The organism is Anaerovibrio sp. RM50 (assembly GCF_000622005.1).
Taxonomy (GTDB): Bacteria; Bacillota; Negativicutes; order Selenomonadales; family Selenomonadaceae; genus Anaerovibrio.
Genome location: NZ_JHWV01000001.1, coordinates 323,529 through 339,569, shown reverse-complemented (window position 1 = coordinate 339,569; position 16,041 = coordinate 323,529). Strand labels below are relative to the sequence as shown.

The following is a 16,041-nucleotide window of genomic DNA, read 5'->3' as shown; positions in this document are numbered from 1 at the left end:
TAGAATGGCAGAACAGAAGAAAACAGTTAAGTTTATTATTGAGCGTCAGGACAGCCCTACCAGCAAGCCTTACACTCAGGAGTTCGAGATTCCATATCGTCCTGCTCTGAATGTAGTAGCTTCCCTGATGGAAATCCAGAAGAACCCTGTAACTACTGATGGCAAGAAGGTTGCCCCAGTAGTTTGGGAGTGCAACTGTCTGGAGAAGGTTTGCGGTGCCTGCATGATGGTTATTAACGGCAAGGCACGTCAGGCATGCTGTGCACTGATTGATGAGCTGGAGCAGCCAATTCGTCTGCAGCCAGCAAGAACATTCCCTGTAATCCGTGACCTCCACATTGACCGTTCCGTAATGTTTGAGTCCCTCAAGCGTGTACAGGCTTGGGTTGAGGTTGATGGTTCCTGGGAAGTTAAGGATGCTCCTATCCAGAATCCTTACACTGCAACCACTGCTTATGAGATTTCTCACTGCATGACTTGCGGTTGCTGCTTGGAGGCTTGCCCTAATGTTGGACCTCAGTCCGACTTCATCGGTGCATCTCCATCTGTACAGGCTTACCTGTTCAACCTCCATCCACTTGGAAAGTTCGACAAGGAAAAGCGTCTTGAAGCTCTCATGGGCAAGGGCGGTATCACCAGCTGCGGTAACTCCCAGAACTGCGTAGAGGTTTGCCCTAAGAACATTAAGCTGACTACTTATCTTGCACAGCTGAACCGCGATGTAAATAAGCAGGCTCTTAAGAATATTTTCAATAAGTAATTTAGTATTTGTTGAATAGAAATGACTGTCGCATTGATTTTCAATGCGGCAGTCTTTTTATATAAAAATAAAGGTATTAGCGTCTCCTTTGTCGTAATTATGCTACAGAAAAAGAATCTGGAGGTGTTGACATGTCATTTCTTGGAGCTTGTGCTGTTCCTCATCCCCCTCTTATTTTGCCGGAGATTGGCCGCGGGGAGGAAAATAAAATATCAGATACTATTGAAGCATACAAGAGTGTGGCTGATTGGATCGTGAAAAATAATCCTGATCTTGTGGTTATTACAAGCCCTCACGCTACCATGTACGGGGATTATATGCAGATTTCCTCCGGGTCCACAGCAAAGGGGAGCTTTGCCAATTTTGGACATCCTGAGCTGGCCTTTCATGTTGAATACGATGAGGAATTCGTTCAGCAGGTTTCAAAGACTGCCGGGGAAATAAAACTGCCTGCGGGGACGCTGGGGCGCCAGGGCAGTGAGTTGGATCACGGAACGATGATCCCCCTGTATTTCTTGCAGATGGCTGGATACGAAGGGAAGATTGTTCGCATAGGTCTTTCAGGCCTTTCAAATATTCATCACTATACTTTGGGTGTTCTTCTCAGGGAAACGGCGGATATTATGGACCGTCGCATGATGATAGTGGCAAGTGGAGATTTATCACATAAACTGAAGGCCGATGGCCCTTACGGATTTGCCAAGGAGGGGCCGGCTTTTGATCAGCGTATGGCAGATTGCTTTGACAAAGGAGATTTTCTGGAATTGCTGACAACTCCTGCCAAATTGGCAGAAGGTGCCGCGGAGTGCGGCCTGCGTTCATTTTGGATAATGGCAGGGGCATTTGATTGTCTGGATGTGGAATCCGAGCTTTTATCCTGTGAGGGCCCTTTTGGTGTTGGCTATGGTGTGGCACGATTTACCCCAAGAGGGGAGAATGGAAGACGCAATATAGGTGAGCAGGTCCTGGAGGGGCATAAAAGGGAAATGGAGGCTCTCAGAAAAAAAGAAGATGACTATCTGAGGCTGGCCCGTAAAAGTCTTGAAAGCTTTGTCCGTTATAATAAGCGCATAGATGTGCCTGATGGATTGCCTGCAGAAATGATTAATACAAGGGCTGGAGCTTTTGTATCCATAAAAAAAGCCGGACAGCTACGGGGCTGCATTGGCACAATATTGCCAGTACGTGAAAGTCTGGCAGCAGAAATAATAGCCAATGCAGTTTCGGCGGGCACGGCTGACCCCCGTTTCCCTGAGGTAACAGAGGAGGAACTGGAGGATCTGGTATACGATGTGGATGTGCTGTCAGAGCCAGAGCCTATAGAAAGTCCGGCCCAGTTGGATGTGAAGCGTTATGGCGTGATTGTATCCAGCGAGGACGGGTATAGACGGGGACTGTTGCTGCCAGATCTGGATGGGGTGGATACAGTGGAGGAACAAATTTCCATTGCACGCCGCAAGGGTGGCATATCACCTGATGAAAGGGTTAAATTACAACGCTTTGAAGTGACCAGACATGAATGATAATATATCCTGATAAATAAACTTTATTTGAAAAACACTGCGATATATAGTAGAATTATTAAGGCTTAGTTTATTTGTGTGAGGGATAGAATTGGCTAACAAGTTATTTGAAATTATAAAGTCAGATTTGGCTGAGCTGGAAACGGCTTTGCATGAATCTGTTGTATCTCCGGTTGCCACCATCACCGAGATTGGCAATCATCTTATAAAGGCCGGGGGCAAGAGATTGCGCCCTGCAATGTTTTTTCTGGCTGCCCGTTGCAGTGAAAATTTTGATTTGAAAAGGGTTATGCCGTTGGCTGTGGCATTGGAGCTTATTCATATGGCTTCACTGGTTCACGATGATGTTTTGGACAGTGCCGCCACCCGTCGTGGTGAGGCCACTGCCAATTCCAAGTGGGGCAACCAGCTGGCTATTTTGGCAGGGGATTATCTCTTTGCCAAGGCCTTTGTACTGGTAACGGAAAATGGCTATGGAGAAAGGGTTAACAACCAGCTTTCCAGACTTTTGGCGGATTTGTCTGCAGGTGAGCTGATTCAGAATAAGGAAATCTATAAGGCTTCCTGTGACACTGAGGAATACTATGAGCGTATTGCCATGAAGACTGCCAATTTCCTGGCGATCAGCTGTCAGCTGGGCGGTCATGTTATGGGACTTCCGGAAAAGGATGTTCAGGCATTGTACGATTATGGTTACTGCGTAGGTATGGCCTTCCAGCTTACTGATGATCTGCTGGATCTTACAGGGGATTCCAAGACCATTGGCAAGCCAGCAGGCAATGATATCCTTCAGGGCATTATTACATTACCGACCATCAGAGCCCTGGAAGTATCTCAAGATAAGGATGAGCTACTTTCAATAGTGACTGACCGCAATATGACAAAGGCGGACTTGGACAGAGCTCTGGAAATTGTAAGAGCATCCGATGGCATTGATTTTACCAGGAAAAAGGTTGATGAATATCTGGAAAGAGCAAGAAATGTTCTGCCGGAGAGTATTCCCGGGGATGTTAGATTGGCCTATGTTACAGCTGCTGAGTTCATTGCCGGCAGGAAATTCTAAAAAAGATATGTTTATTTCACGGAGGTAACCTGATGTTTGGCATAGGCGTACCAGAGCTTATTATAATTCTTATAATCGGTCTTATCGTGTTTGGACCCGGCAAGCTGCCCGAGCTGGGCAGAAGTCTTGGCAAAACCATAAGGGAGTTCCGTAAGGTGTCCAACGGCATCATGGATGATGAGCCAACGGAAAAGCCTGTTAAGAAACTGGAGGCTTCCACCGGAGAGGAAAAGAAGGTGGATGGAACCGTTGAATCATCCGGTGTGGCTGCTGATAATAATAAACAGTGATAATTGTATATCCCCTTCACTTTTTGGAGGGGATATTTTTTTAGAGATTTTCCTTTAGTAAGGGAAAATTTTGAACAAATAGGGTATAATTAAAGAGAAATTATGTGTTCGTAGGAGGCATATTATGTTTGGCGGATTTGGTGTACCAGAACTTATTTTAATTTTGATTATTGGTCTTGTTATTTTTGGACCTGGCAAGCTGCCTGATATTGGCAAGGCCTTTGGCAAGAGCATCAAGGAATTCAAGTCTGCACAGAATGGTAGTGAGGACAAGGACACTATCAACATCACTGCGGAGTCTAAAGATAAGTCCAAGGATGAAGCGTAATCATGGCTGCAGTTGAAGAAAAAATAGAGGAGATTGAGTCTGAGGGTATGGCCGAAGATATGAACATTAATCCTGAACATGATGATGAAATGTCCATAATCGACCATCTGACAGAGCTGAGACGGCGGCTAATACACTGTGTTGTGGCTGTGCTTGTGGGCAGCTGCATAACCTATGCCTTTGATGAGGAAATAATGCAGTTTTTGCTGGCACCTGCTGGTAAGCTTTATTTTATGCAGCCTGGTGAGGCCTTTTTTTCCTACGCAAAGGTGGTTTTGTTTTCCGGATTTCTATTGGCTACTCCGGTGGTTTTTTATGAAATCTGGCGTTTTTTTGTGCCGGCTTTTACAAGAAAAGAGCGGATGGTCTTGGGAATTATGGTTCCAAGCTCCATTTTGCTGTTTTATGCGGGCCTGGCCTTTTCCTTTTTCCTCATCGTTCCTATTGGCATAAAGTTCTTTATGGGTATGGGTTCGGAGGATTTGTCGCCACTGTTTTCTATTGAAAAGTATCTTGATTTTATAATTACATTCCTGCTGCCCTTTGGTTTGGCGTTTGAGCTGCCGCTGGTTATTATAATAATGGCGGCCATCGGGCTTGTAACTTCCCAGCAGCTCAAAAAGTATTTCAGGTATGTATTTTTTGTTTCATTTATCATTGGTGCCCTGCTGACACCGCCGGATATAATCTCCCAGATTACTCTGGCACTGCCGCTGACGGTACTGTATGGAATCAGTTATTTGGTTGTTAGATTTGTTTTGAGAAAGTAGGAGGCTAAGCATGGCTTTTAAGGATTTGCGGGAGTTTATTGCTGAACTGGAGAGCCGCGGTTTGCTGAAGCGCATTAAGACTGAAGTGGACTGTGAGCTGGAAATCACAGAGATAACGGACCGGGTATCCAAAATGGAGGGGGAGAAAAACGTTGCCCTTCTCTTTGAGAATGTTAAGGGCTACGATATGCCGGTGCTCATGAATGCTTTTGGCAGCATGGAGCGCATGTCCATTGCCTTTGGTGTGGAAAAACTTGATGATATAGCAGATGAGCTGAGGGAAATTTTGCGTCTTCCTTATATTTCCGTTTCCCATAAAATGGATTTGCTCAGCATTATTCCAACGGCCAAGGGTGCTATTAATTTCCCTAAATACGTGAAGAAGGCCCCTTGTCAGGAAGTGGTTATTACTGATAATCCATCTCTGGACAAGTTTCCGATTTTGAAGTGCTGGCCTCAGGACGGCGGACGTTTTATTACCCTGCCGTTGATTTTCACCAAGAATCCAAATACGGGTAAGCGCAATGTGGGCATGTACCGCCTCCAGAAGTACGACAGCAAAACCACCGGTATGCACTGGCATATTCATAAAAATGGTGCGGACAACTACCGTGACACAAAGGCCACCGGGGCTCAGCGCATGGAGGTGGCTGTGGCCATTGGTACTGACCCTGTGGTAACCTATGCTGCAACAGCACCGCTTCCTCGTGATATTGATGAAATGGTATTTGCGGGTTTCCTGCGCCACAAGAGCGTGGAAATGGTCAAGTGCAAAACCGTTGACTTGGAGGTTCCTGCCCACGCAGAGATTATTCTGGAGGGCTACGTGGACGTGGATGAGACCCGCTGGGAGGGGCCTTTTGGTGACCATACAGGCTACTATTCCCTGGCAGATTATTATCCTGTTTTCCACATCACCTGCATTACCCACAGAAAGAACCCTATTTACCCATCCACCATTGTGGGGAAGCCGCCTATGGAGGACTGCTTCCTGGCCAAGGCTACGGAGCGTATATTCCTGCCCCTTCTCCAGCAGGCGATTCCTGAGATTATTGATATAAATATGCCACTGGAGGGTGTATTCCACGACTGTATTTTTGTATCTATTAAAAAGACATATCCTATGCAGGCCAAGAAGGTTATGAACGCCCTGTGGGGAATGGGCCAGATGATGTTCATAAAGATGATTATCGTGGTGGATGCCCATGTGGACGTGCAGAATCCGAAGGAAGTATGGTGGCGCGTATTCAATAATATTGATGCCAAGCGTGATCTGGTAATGGTGGAGGGCCCTCTTGATGTCCTGGACCATTCCTCCCCAATGGCAAAGTGGGGTACCAAGGTGGGCATTGATGCCACCAAGTCCTGGCCGGAGGAAGGCCATACCCGTGAGTGGCCTGATGAGATTGAGATGACCCAGGATATAAAGGATTTGGTGGACTCAAAGTGGAAGGAGCTTGGACTTGACTGACAGTATGAATAGTTTTTGGCAGAAGATGGATGCCCATCTCAATAATGTGGCATTTTATCAGACTGTATTTTCCCTTCCCTTTGCTTATATGGCGGCCTTTTTGGCGGCTGATGGCAAGCCTGATATTATGGTAATGGTATGGATTACCCTTACCATTGTGGCGGCCCGCAGTGCGGCCCTGGCCCTGGATAATTTGATAGATTTAAAATACGATGTGGATCAGCCTCGTTTTAAGGGACGTCCCATGGTGGCAGGCCAGCTGAATAAAAAAGACATTTATCTGCTGGTGGCTCTTTGCTTTGCAGTGTTGATATTTTCTGTGTTGCAGTTGGATCCAATCTGCATTAAACTGCTGCCAGTGGCGGCGTTGCCCTTTGTTGTTTATCCATATATGAAGCGTATAACCTGTTTTTGTCACTATGTATGCGGTATTGCAGTGGCCATGGCTCCTGCCGGGGGCTGGGTGGCTGTGACAGGCACCATTGACTGGCCCATGATTGTGCTGTTTGTGGCAGTAGCTCTCTGGATAGGGGGCTTTGATGTGGTATATGGCGCCCAGGACGAGGAATTTGATAAAGCCCATGGCCTTCATTCCATGGCTACCGCCATTGGTGCCAAGAATGCCCTTATTTTGGCAAAGCTCACCCATGTGGTATGCCTTGGTATATTCGTTTATATGGGTACTCTCTTTGAATTGGGGGCTATTTATTATTTAGGTGTAGTAGTTTCTGCGGCTGTGCTTTATTATCAGCACCGCCTTATTGCCATCAAGGGCTTTGGTGCCTTTACAAGAGAGTATTACATGCGAAATGGCATAGTATCTGTGGCCATGTTTTTCTTTACCTTGGCCAGTGTTTTTTTGAAGTAATAAAGCCTTCCCCTTTGGGGAAGGTGCCGAGCTTGCGAGGCGGATGAGGTGTTACAGCCTTGGTTCTCTCAGTTAGACTACTGGCTGAGGGGGTAACCAATGCGGAATTAAAGTTGGAGGTAAGTTATGACGGCAAGATTATTGGAAGGCAAGTATTTTGCGGCAAAAATCCGTGAGGAGGCAGGCAGGAGAGCTGCTCAGCTGAAGGAAAAGTATGGTGTTACTCCGGGTCTGGCAGTTATTATTGTAGGGGAAAATCCCGCTTCCCAGGTTTATGTAAGAAATAAGCACAAGGCCTGCACTGAGCTGGGCTTTTATTCCGAGGGCGTGGAAATGCCTGAAACCACCACCCGTGGGGAGCTCCTTTCTGAAATTAACCGTCTTAACAATGACTCTAAAATACATGGTATTTTAGTGCAGCTGCCTCTTCCAAAGGCATTGCAGCCTTATGAGTCCGAGGTGCTGGAGGCAATTAATCCACTGAAGGATGTGGACGGCTTCCATCCTGTTAATGTGGGACGTCTGGTAACTGGCCAGAAGGCTCTGGTGCCATGTACTCCCCATGGATGTATCCGTATGCTGGAGCTGGCTGAGATTCCTATGGAGGGTGCCAAGGCTGTGGTTATTGGCCGCAGCAATATTGTGGGCAAGCCAATGCTTCACCTGCTTTTGGGCAAAAATGCCACCGTTACCATTTGCCACTCCCGCACCAAGAATCTGGCTGAGGTGGTAAAGGAAGCTGATATCGTGGTTGCTGCCGTGGGCAAGCCAAGGTTTGTCACTGCTGACATGATTAAGCCAGGGGCCACCGTAATTGATGTGGGTATTAACCGCATTGCCCCTAAAAAACTGGTGGGGGATGTGGACTTCGATGAAGTTAAGGAAGTGGCCGGTGCCATCACTCCTGTGCCAGGGGGCGTAGGGTTATTGACTATAGCCATGCTGATGCAGAACACTGTGGACGCTGCAGAGATGCAGCTGAAATAAGTAAATGTATAATTTTTGACAACACGAAAAAAGCTCGTTACCAGAGAACTTGCAATCTCTGTAACGAGCTTTTAAAATACATTTTTTCGGATTACCGAACCTGGCCCACCAACAGCTGGATTTCTTCCTCAGTGAGGCTGGTGTACTGAATAATCTTTTCAATAGGCTCCTCAGCCCTCAGCATGCGCATGGCAGTACGGCGGTTTGCGGCATTCTCGCCCTTGATGATGCCCTTGGACAGGCCATCGTTGTATGATTCCATAAGTTTCAGTTCAAGATTCATATTTATCACGCTCTCTATAAGTTGTGTTTTATAAATTATACCATTTTTGGGGCATACATAAAAAGCTAATTTTTAATATATGCGAATACTTGTCTGATAATATCACTTGTGGTGGTATAATGTCAATCAAAAAACTTTGTAAATCCTTGGAATAACAGAAATTTTTTTAAGGGCTAAATGCACTTTGTTGGCATGGTGTTTCATTTATAGTATAATATTTCAGTGTACTTTTACACTAAGTTAATATGAGCGATAATTGGATTGGATTTTAGGAGGATGCTAAATGAAAACTGATGTTGAGATTGCCCAGGAAGCCAAAATGCAGCCTATAGCCCAGGTGGCCAAGTCCCTGAACATTGCAGAAGATGATTTGGAGATGTATGGTAAGTACAAGGCCAAGATTTCCCTCGATGCCTGGAATAAGGTAAAGGACAACGAGGATGGCAAGCTGATTTTGGTTACCGCAATTAATCCTACTCCTGCGGGAGAAGGAAAGACTACCACCAGTGTTGGTTTGGCAGATGCCTTCCATAAGATGGGGAAGAACATTGCTGTTGCTCTTCGTGAGCCTTCCCTTGGACCATGCTTTGGCTTAAAGGGTGGTGCTGCAGGCGGTGGTTATGCCCAGGTGGTTCCTATGGAGGATATTAATCTTCATTTCACTGGTGATTTCCACGCCATTACCACAGCCCACAATTTATTGGCAGCGGTTATTGATAACCACATCCAGCAGGGTAATGCCCTTGATATTGATGTTCGCCGTGTTGCTTGGAAGCGTGTGCTGGACTTGAATGACCGCGCTCTCCGTCATGTGGTAATCGGCATGGGGGGCAAGGCTCATGGTGTGCCTCGTGAAACTGGCTTTGATATTACTGTAGCTTCTGAAATGATGGCTATTTTGTGTTTGGCTACCGATCTGGAGGACATGAAGAAGCGCCTTGGTCAGATTGTGGTGGCATATACCCGCGATGGTCGTGCTGTTCGGGCTGATGAGCTGAATGTTACCGGTGCATTAACACTGCTCTTTAAGGATGCCATTAAGCCTAATTTGGTACAGACTCTGGAAGGGACTCCTGCTCTCATTCACGGCGGTCCTTTCGCCAATATTGCCCATGGCTGTAATTCCGTCATGGCAACTAAATTCGCTCTTAAATTTGCAGATATAGTAGTAACTGAGGCAGGCTTCGGTGCTGACCTTGGTGCTGAGAAATTCCTTGATATTAAGTGCCGCTTTGCCGGCCTGAAGCCTTCTGCAGTGGTTATTGTAGCTACTGTCCGTGCTTTAAAGATGCATGGCGGTCTGCCTAAGACAGAGCTGGGCAAGGTTGATATGTCCGCATTGGAAAAGGGTCTTGAAAATCTTATCAAGCATATTGAAACTGTTAAGGCATTTGGCCTTCCTGCAGTGGTTGCAATTAATGCATTCCCTACTGATACCAAGGAGGAGCTGGACTTCGTTGAGAAGAAGTGCAACGAGCTTGGTGCAGAGGTAGCTCTTTCCGAGGTTTGGGCCAAGGGCGGCGAAGGTGGTATTGCCCTTGCTGAAAAGGTGCTGGCTGCAACTGAAAAGCCTAACAGCTTCAATTTTACCTATGAGGTGGAGCAGTCCATACTGGAGAAAATTGAGGCCATTGTTAAGCGCGTTTACGGCGGCGATGGTGTGGTATTCACTGGCCCTGCCATGAAGCAGCTAAAGGAAATTGAGGAGCTTGGGCTTGATAAGATGCCTGTATGTATGGCCAAGACACAGTATTCCCTGTCTGATGACCCAACCAAGCTGGGCCGTCCTAAGAATTTTAAGATTACCGTCAAGGAGCTTCGTATTTCTGCGGGAGCAGGCTTTATCGTGGCTCTTACAGGGGATATTCTCACCATGCCTGGCCTTCCTAAAAAGCCGGCGGCAGAGAATATGGATATAGATGTAAATGGTAAAATTACCGGTTTATTCTAAAGTTTAATTTGAAAAGAAGTGAAATAATTGGGTAGAATTTCCGTTGAACTTATTCCCCGCAGCGAAGAAGGCCTGCGGGAGGATTTGCAGATAGTAAAGAAGAATGCTCCGGGGGTGGAGCTTATCAATATTCCGGACCTGCTGAGATTTGATATGAGAAGCTGGCAGGGGGCGGCCATTGCCCAGGAGTATTTCCCTGCTGTTATGCCTCATATTAGGGCCATTGATGTGGATTTGTCCCAGCCACTTTCCATGCGGCCTGAGCTTCGTCAGAGTGGTATAACTGAGGTATTGGTTATTGAAGGCGATCCACCTCAGGATATGAGCCATAAATTTTACCCTACTGTCACCACTGATGTTATATCCAAGTTCCATCAGGAGATGCCAGAGGTTAAGGTTTATGCTGGTATTGACCAGTACCGTGGAAGCATGCGCCAGGAGCTTTATCGCATTCAGCGAAAGCTGCAGGCGGGAGCTGTGGGCTTCTTCACCCAGCCTTTCTTTGATATTCGTTTTATGGAAATGTACGCGGATATGCTGGAGGGGCAGAATGTTTATTGGGGTGTATCCCCTGTTATGTCCGAGCGTTCCCAGAGTTATTGGGAGCTTAAGAATAATGTAATTTTCCCTAAAGGATTCCAGCCTACCTTGGAATGGAGCATTGAGTTTTCCAAGAAAGCATTGAAGTTTGCTGAGGAAAGGGATGCAAATCTTTATCTCATGCCTATTAAGAGTAATCTGGAAGCTTATCTCCAGGGTGTTTTAGGTTAAGTGTATTAAGGAGAGTAGACAATGTTTAAGATTATGTACAAAAAGGAGCTGTCTCCTGGTATTTTCCACATGGATATTGAGGCTCCAAGAGTGGCTAAAAAGGCAAAGGCCGGCCAGTTTATCGTATTGCGTGTAGATGAGAAGGGGGAGCGTATTCCTCTTACCATTGCTGATTTTGATGTGGAAAAGGGTACTATTACCTTGATTTTCCAGGTTCTTGGTGCTTCCACCATGCAGCTCAGTGCCCTTAATGAGGGGGATTCCATTGTGGACTTTGCTGGTCCTTTGGGACAGCCTTCTGAAATTGATGGTAATATGGGAACCGTTGTGTGCATTGGTGGCGGTATTGGTGTTGCCCCTGTTTATCCTATTGCCCGTGCTATGCATGAGGCTGGCAACAAGGTTATTTCCATTATGGGTGCCAAGACCAAGGATATTTTGATTTTTGAGGATAAGATGCGAGCTATTTCCGATGAGGTTATTATTGCTACTGATGATGGCTCTTATGGTGTGAAGGGCTTTGTTACTACTGCACTTCAGCAGCTGGTGGACCGTGGGGAGAAGATTGACCAGGTTACTGCTATTGGCCCTGGCATTATGATGAAGAGCGTCTGCGATGCTACCCGTCCGCTGGGAATTAAGACTATCGTTTCCTTGAACCCTGTAATGGTAGATGGCACCGGCATGTGCGGTGGCTGTCGCGTGCAGGTGGGTGACGAGATGAAGTTCGCTTGTGTTGATGGCCCTGAGTTTGATGGTCATCTGGTAGATTTCAATAATCTCATGTCCCGTGGCCGTATGTTCCGCGAACAGGAAGCAAAGGCCAAGGATCATGTTTGCAATATCGGTCTTGGGAGGTAATTGGTAATGGCTCTTGTATTGGAAAAGCATAAAATGCCGGAGCAGGACCCACAGGTTCGCGCTCATAATTTTCAGGAGGTAGCTTTGGGCTATGATGAGGAAACTGCCGTGGCTGAGGCCAACCGTTGTCTCGGCTGCAAGAATCCCCAGTGCCGTCCTGGCTGTCCTGTAGGTATTGATATTCCTGCCTTTATCGGCAAAATCAAGGAAAGAGATTTTGACAGTGCTATCAGCATTATCAAGGAGTCCAGTTCCCTGCCAGCAGTTTGTGGTCGTGTATGCCCACAGGAAAACCAGTGCGAGAAGAACTGTGTTCTTACTCATAAGGGGGAATCCGTGGCTATCGGCCGTTTGGAGCGTTTTGTGGCTGATTATCAGCTGGACAAGAACGAAGAAGTTAAGCCTATTGAGTTTGCTCCTGATGCCCAGAAGGTGGCCATCATCGGTGCTGGTCCTTCTGGTCTGACTTGTGCTGGTGATTTGGCTCGCAAGGGCTACAAGGTTACTATTTTTGAAGCACTTCATGTGGCTGGCGGTGTACTGTCCTATGGAATTCCGGAGTTCCGTCTCCCTAAGGACAAGATCGTTAAGCGTGAGATTGATAATCTTCAGAAGATGGGTGTTACCATTGAGGTTAACTCCATTGCTGGCCGTCTCTTTACTGTAGATGAGTTGATGGCTGAGATGGGCTTTGATGCTGTATTCGTTGGTACTGGTGCTGGCCTTCCTCATTTTATGAATATTCCGGGTGAAAGCCTCAATGGTGTATATTCATCCAATGAGTTCCTTACCCGTTGCAACCTCATGAAGGCTTATGATTTCCCAAATCATGCAACTCCAATTGCCATGGGCAAGAAGGTGGCTGTAGTAGGTGGCGGTAATGTTGCCATGGATGCTGCCCGTACTTCTCTGCGTTTGGGTGCTGATAAGGTTTATATTGTATATCGTCGTAGTGAGGCTGAGCTTCCAGCCCGTGCTGAGGAGGTTCATCACGCCAAGGAGGAGGGCATTGACTTTAAGCTCCTCAATAATCCTGTGGAAATCATTGGTGATGAAAATGGTTGGGTTAAATCCCTAAAGTGCATCCGCATGGAGCTGGGCGAGCCTGATGCTTCTGGCCGTCGTCGTCCTGTGGCTGTGGAAGGCTCTGAGTTTGAGCTGGATGTGGATACTGTAATTATGGCTATCGGTAATGGCCCTAACCCTATTGTGGCATCCACTACTCCTGGTATGGATACCAACAAGCGTGGCAATATTATTGCTGACGAGGAAACTGGTGCCACCACCAAGGAAGGCGTATTTGCCGGTGGTGATATTGTTACCGGTGCAGCTACTGTTATTCTGGCAATGGGTGCCGGCAAGAAGGCTGCTGCAGCCATTGATGAGTACCTCAAAAGCAAGAAATAAAGTGAGTGTGTAGATCCAGTGGGTTGGTGCTGTTATTGCATCAGCCCACTTCTGTGTAAGTATAAGGTTTGAAGTTTTAAAATGATTTTAGTTTCATCGTGTCTATTAGGCAATAAGGTTAAGTATAGTGGGGGATCCAATGACAATGAGCTTCTGATGCGTTATAGTCACTATTTGACGGCTATCTGTCCCGAATCTGCAGGTAATTTGCCTATACCACGTCCACCAGCTGAGCTTCAGAATGGTGATGGACGTGATGTGCTGAGGGGAACAGCAAGGGTAGTCAATAAAGATGGTAAAGATGTGACAGCACATTTTACCCAGGGGGCCAAAAATATTCTGGATATTGTGAAAAAGCACAGAGTTCAGGTGGCTATTTTAAAGGCGAACAGCCCATCTTGTGGTAAGGATGTTATTTATGATGGCAGCTTCAGTGGTAACAAGATTGATGGAGAAGGGGTTACGGCTGCACTGTTAAAGCAGAATGGAGTAAAGGTCTATTCTGAAAAGGATCTGGATGAAGACATGTTACAGCGGATAATCGCAATGTATCGGGAGGAATAAAAGATGAGCAAAAAGGCAGAAATTTTCCAGGAGTATTTAACCAGTCATAATTTAAATATGTTTACCCGCCAGGATATGAACGACCAGCTGAATACATCAGTATTTCGTTCCGCCTTCAGTGTGGAGGGACAGAACATTCCATTTATTATCATTGTTGATGAAAGTGCCTTTTCAATAATTCAGGTGCAGATTGCCAGCGGAGTAATGAATGACACCAATAAGATTAAGGTTTTTGATGCGGTCAACAACTGGAATATCACCCTTAAGCCTTTCAAATATATTGTGGATAATGATGGCAGTCTGATTCTCACCTGCTGCATGATGAATCCTGACGGCCAGATGGACGGGGACAAGGCCAATGCCATGATGAACATTATTTTGAATTATCTCACCAAGGAATATAAAAGCATTTTGTCTGCCGTAAAATAAAATGAGAGATGTATAGGAGAGGGCCATGAATATTGTTGTTGCTATTGACTCATTAAAGGGAAGCCTCACCTCCCTGGAAGCCGGCAAGGCTATTGAGACCGGCATTAAAAGGGTATTTTCCGGGGCAGAAATCAAAGTGCTGCCTCTGGCTGATGGGGGCGAGGGTACAGTGGAGGCCCTGACCCTTGGTATGGAAGGGAAGTTACAGAATATTGAAGTTACTGGGCCTTTGGGGGATAAAATCACGGCTCAGTATGGAATCTTGCCCGATGGAAATACTGCCATTGTAGAAATGGCTGCTGCTGCGGGAATTACCCTGGTGCCGGACAATAAGCGCAATCCTCTTTATACTACCACCTATGGGGTGGGGGAGATTTTATTGGATGCTATCCATAAGGGCTGTCGTCATTTTATAATCGGAATTGGGGGCAGTGCCACCAATGATGGTGGTCTTGGCATGCTCCAGGCCCTTGGCTATAAGATGCTGGATGCCGATAATAAGTCGGTTCCATATGGAGCGGTGGGATTAAAGGCCCTTTGCCATATTGATGACAGTAATGTGGCGTCTGAGCTGAAGGAATGTACCTTCCGCATAGCCTGTGATGTTACCAATCCTCTTTGTGGTGATAAGGGCTGCAGTGCCATTTATGGCCCACAAAAGGGTGCCACTCCTGAGGATATAGCTTTGATGGATAAGTGGATGGGAGATTATGCCCGTCTTTCCAAGGAAAAATATCCTCATGCTGATGCCAATGCTCCTGGAGCCGGGGCGGCTGGTGGCTTGGGCTTTGCTTTTCTCACATTTACCAATGCCACACTGGAATCCGGAATTGAAATCGTTTTGGCAGAAACCAAGCTGGAAAATCATATAGAAAAGGCTGATTTGGTGATTACCGGTGAGGGGCGCCTTGATGGTCAGACAGTTATGGGTAAAGCCCCTGTGGGGGTGGCTAAAATTGCCAAAAAATATAATAAGCCAGTGATTGCCTTTGCCGGGTGCGTAACCCCGGAGGCCAAGGCCTGCAACGAACACGGCATAGATGCCTTTTTCCCTATTCTGCGTGGAGTTGTTTCCCTTTCTGAGGCCATGGAGGCGGAAACTGCAAGACAGAATATGATTGACACAGTGGAACAGACCATGCGGCTTTTGAAGGTAAAAATATAACAGACCATATTCGTCAGCCTTGACAAAAAAGCCTAAAGATTGATATACTTAGTAAAGTTTGCGGGCGTGGCGGAACTGGCAGACGCGCTGGACTTAGGATCCAGTGCCGCAAGGCGTGGAGGTTCGACCCCTCTCGTCCGCACCAAAATGACAACTAAATATAACGAAGGATTTTTTGCCAGTATCGAGGAACGAAGAAATTCACAAGAGAAGATGTACTTTATTTGTACATCGAGGGAAGTGAATGATGAGTGACAAAGATAATGGTGAAAAAGACAAGTTAGAGACGATGAAAAAGAGGAGTATCTGTAAATGCAGCCCAAAAGAGAGGAAGGGTTAGGTGAGAGCCTTCCGGGTGTGCGGCAGAGAAGGTAGCTTTGGAGTTTCCTGGCTGAAAGTATAGTAGGTTGGGACGCGGAAACGGCGTTATGTAAATGAGCTTAAAATCTTTGTGATTTTAAGGAATTTAGGTGGTACCACGAAAGCAGGCACTTTCGTCCTTTAAGTAGGATGAGAGTGCTTTTTTGTATTTTATGAAAAATTTGTATTA

Annotated in this window: 16 protein-coding genes, 1 tRNA gene, 1 pseudogene and 1 other annotated feature; of the genes and pseudogenes, 17 read left to right on the top strand and 1 reads right to left on the bottom strand. The window is 46.4% G+C overall.

Annotation, left to right across the window (positions count from 1 at the left end; genetic code table 11):
• Nucleotides 1-4 precede the first annotated feature (4 nt).
• The 9 genes and pseudogenes from sdhB to folD all read left to right on the top strand — a co-directional run bounded on the left by sdhB (nucleotide 5) and on the right by folD (nucleotide 8,060).
• Nucleotides 5-760: a succinate dehydrogenase iron-sulfur subunit gene (gene sdhB / locus T525_RS0101680; protein WP_027405750.1), complete on the top strand. Its 756-nt coding sequence runs from the start codon at nucleotides 5-7 to the stop codon at nucleotides 758-760.
• A gap of 131 nt (nucleotides 761-891) precedes the next feature.
• Nucleotides 892-2,283, top strand: coding sequence for an AmmeMemoRadiSam system protein A (gene amrA / locus T525_RS0101675; RefSeq protein ID WP_027405749.1), 1,392 nt, complete (start codon nucleotides 892-894; stop codon nucleotides 2,281-2,283).
• Nucleotides 2,284-2,374: 91 nt separating this feature from the next.
• The gene (locus T525_RS0101670; RefSeq protein WP_027405748.1) at nucleotides 2,375-3,346 is read left to right on the top strand and encodes a polyprenyl synthetase family protein; all 972 of its coding nucleotides are present in this window, start codon (nucleotides 2,375-2,377) and stop codon (nucleotides 3,344-3,346) included.
• 32 nt (nucleotides 3,347-3,378) lie between these two features.
• A pseudogene (gene tatA, locus T525_RS16760) lies at nucleotides 3,379-3,516 on the top strand (twin-arginine translocase TatA/TatE family subunit); the annotation flags it as partial.
• Between the two features lie 244 nt (nucleotides 3,517-3,760).
• Nucleotides 3,761-3,964 carry a twin-arginine translocase TatA/TatE family subunit gene (gene tatA / locus T525_RS0101660; RefSeq protein WP_027405747.1) on the top strand — a complete coding sequence of 68 codons (204 nt, stop codon included), beginning with the start codon at nucleotides 3,761-3,763 and terminating at the stop codon, nucleotides 3,962-3,964.
• A 2-nt stretch (nucleotides 3,965-3,966) separates the two neighbouring features.
• Nucleotides 3,967-4,734 carry a twin-arginine translocase subunit TatC gene (gene tatC, locus T525_RS0101655; RefSeq protein ID WP_037324771.1) on the top strand — a complete coding sequence of 256 codons (768 nt, stop codon included), beginning with the start codon at nucleotides 3,967-3,969 and terminating at the stop codon, nucleotides 4,732-4,734.
• A gap of 10 nt (nucleotides 4,735-4,744) precedes the next feature.
• Nucleotides 4,745-6,205, top strand: a complete 1,461-nt coding sequence (locus tag T525_RS0101650) for a menaquinone biosynthesis decarboxylase (protein WP_027405745.1) — start codon at nucleotides 4,745-4,747, stop codon at nucleotides 6,203-6,205.
• Between the two features lie 4 nt (nucleotides 6,206-6,209).
• Nucleotides 6,210-7,073: a 4-hydroxybenzoate octaprenyltransferase gene (locus T525_RS0101645; RefSeq protein WP_027405744.1), complete on the top strand. Its 864-nt coding sequence runs from the start codon at nucleotides 6,210-6,212 to the stop codon at nucleotides 7,071-7,073.
• Between the two features lie 126 nt (nucleotides 7,074-7,199).
• Nucleotides 7,200-8,060 (top strand): bifunctional methylenetetrahydrofolate dehydrogenase/methenyltetrahydrofolate cyclohydrolase FolD, encoded by an 861-nt coding sequence (gene folD, locus T525_RS0101640; protein ID WP_027405743.1) that lies wholly within the window; start codon nucleotides 7,200-7,202, stop codon nucleotides 8,058-8,060.
• 91 nt (nucleotides 8,061-8,151) lie between these two features.
• Here folD and T525_RS0101635 read toward each other — a convergent pair whose 3' ends face one another.
• Nucleotides 8,152-8,343: a hypothetical protein gene (locus tag T525_RS0101635; protein ID WP_027405742.1), complete on the bottom strand. Its 192-nt coding sequence runs from the start codon at nucleotides 8,341-8,343 to the stop codon at nucleotides 8,152-8,154.
• Nucleotides 8,344-8,626: 283 nt separating this feature from the next.
• Between T525_RS0101635 and T525_RS0101630 the strand changes: the two genes are divergently transcribed.
• The 8 genes from T525_RS0101630 to T525_RS0101595 all read left to right on the top strand — a co-directional run bounded on the left by T525_RS0101630 (nucleotide 8,627) and on the right by T525_RS0101595 (nucleotide 15,636).
• Nucleotides 8,627-10,294 carry a formate--tetrahydrofolate ligase gene (locus tag T525_RS0101630; protein ID WP_027405741.1) on the top strand — a complete coding sequence of 556 codons (1,668 nt, stop codon included), beginning with the start codon at nucleotides 8,627-8,629 and terminating at the stop codon, nucleotides 10,292-10,294.
• Nucleotides 10,295-10,321: 27 nt separating this feature from the next.
• Nucleotides 10,322-11,065 carry a methylenetetrahydrofolate reductase gene (locus tag T525_RS0101625; protein ID WP_027405740.1) on the top strand — a complete coding sequence of 248 codons (744 nt, stop codon included), beginning with the start codon at nucleotides 10,322-10,324 and terminating at the stop codon, nucleotides 11,063-11,065.
• A gap of 21 nt (nucleotides 11,066-11,086) precedes the next feature.
• The gene (locus T525_RS0101620; RefSeq protein WP_027396257.1) at nucleotides 11,087-11,926 is read left to right on the top strand and encodes a sulfide/dihydroorotate dehydrogenase-like FAD/NAD-binding protein; all 840 of its coding nucleotides are present in this window, start codon (nucleotides 11,087-11,089) and stop codon (nucleotides 11,924-11,926) included.
• Nucleotides 11,927-11,932: 6 nt separating this feature from the next.
• A complete protein-coding gene (gene gltA / locus T525_RS0101615) occupies nucleotides 11,933-13,333 on the top strand; it encodes an NADPH-dependent glutamate synthase (protein ID WP_027405739.1) in 1,401 nt (466 codons plus the stop codon).
• 81 nt (nucleotides 13,334-13,414) lie between these two features.
• A complete protein-coding gene (locus T525_RS0101610; RefSeq protein ID WP_027405738.1) occupies nucleotides 13,415-13,897 on the top strand; it encodes a DUF523 domain-containing protein in 483 nt (160 codons plus the stop codon).
• A 3-nt stretch (nucleotides 13,898-13,900) separates the two neighbouring features.
• On the top strand, nucleotides 13,901-14,326 hold the full coding sequence (locus T525_RS0101605; RefSeq protein ID WP_027405737.1) for a hypothetical protein: 426 nt from the start codon (nucleotides 13,901-13,903) through the stop codon (nucleotides 14,324-14,326).
• Nucleotides 14,327-14,351: 25 nt separating this feature from the next.
• On the top strand, nucleotides 14,352-15,491 hold the full coding sequence (locus T525_RS0101600; protein WP_027405736.1) for a glycerate kinase: 1,140 nt from the start codon (nucleotides 14,352-14,354) through the stop codon (nucleotides 15,489-15,491).
• Between the two features lie 60 nt (nucleotides 15,492-15,551).
• Nucleotides 15,552-15,636, top strand: a tRNA-Leu gene (locus T525_RS0101595).
• A 135-nt stretch (nucleotides 15,637-15,771) separates the two neighbouring features.
• Nucleotides 15,772-15,996 (top strand) — a binding site (T-box leader).
• The last annotated feature ends 45 nt before the right edge of the window (nucleotides 15,997-16,041 follow it).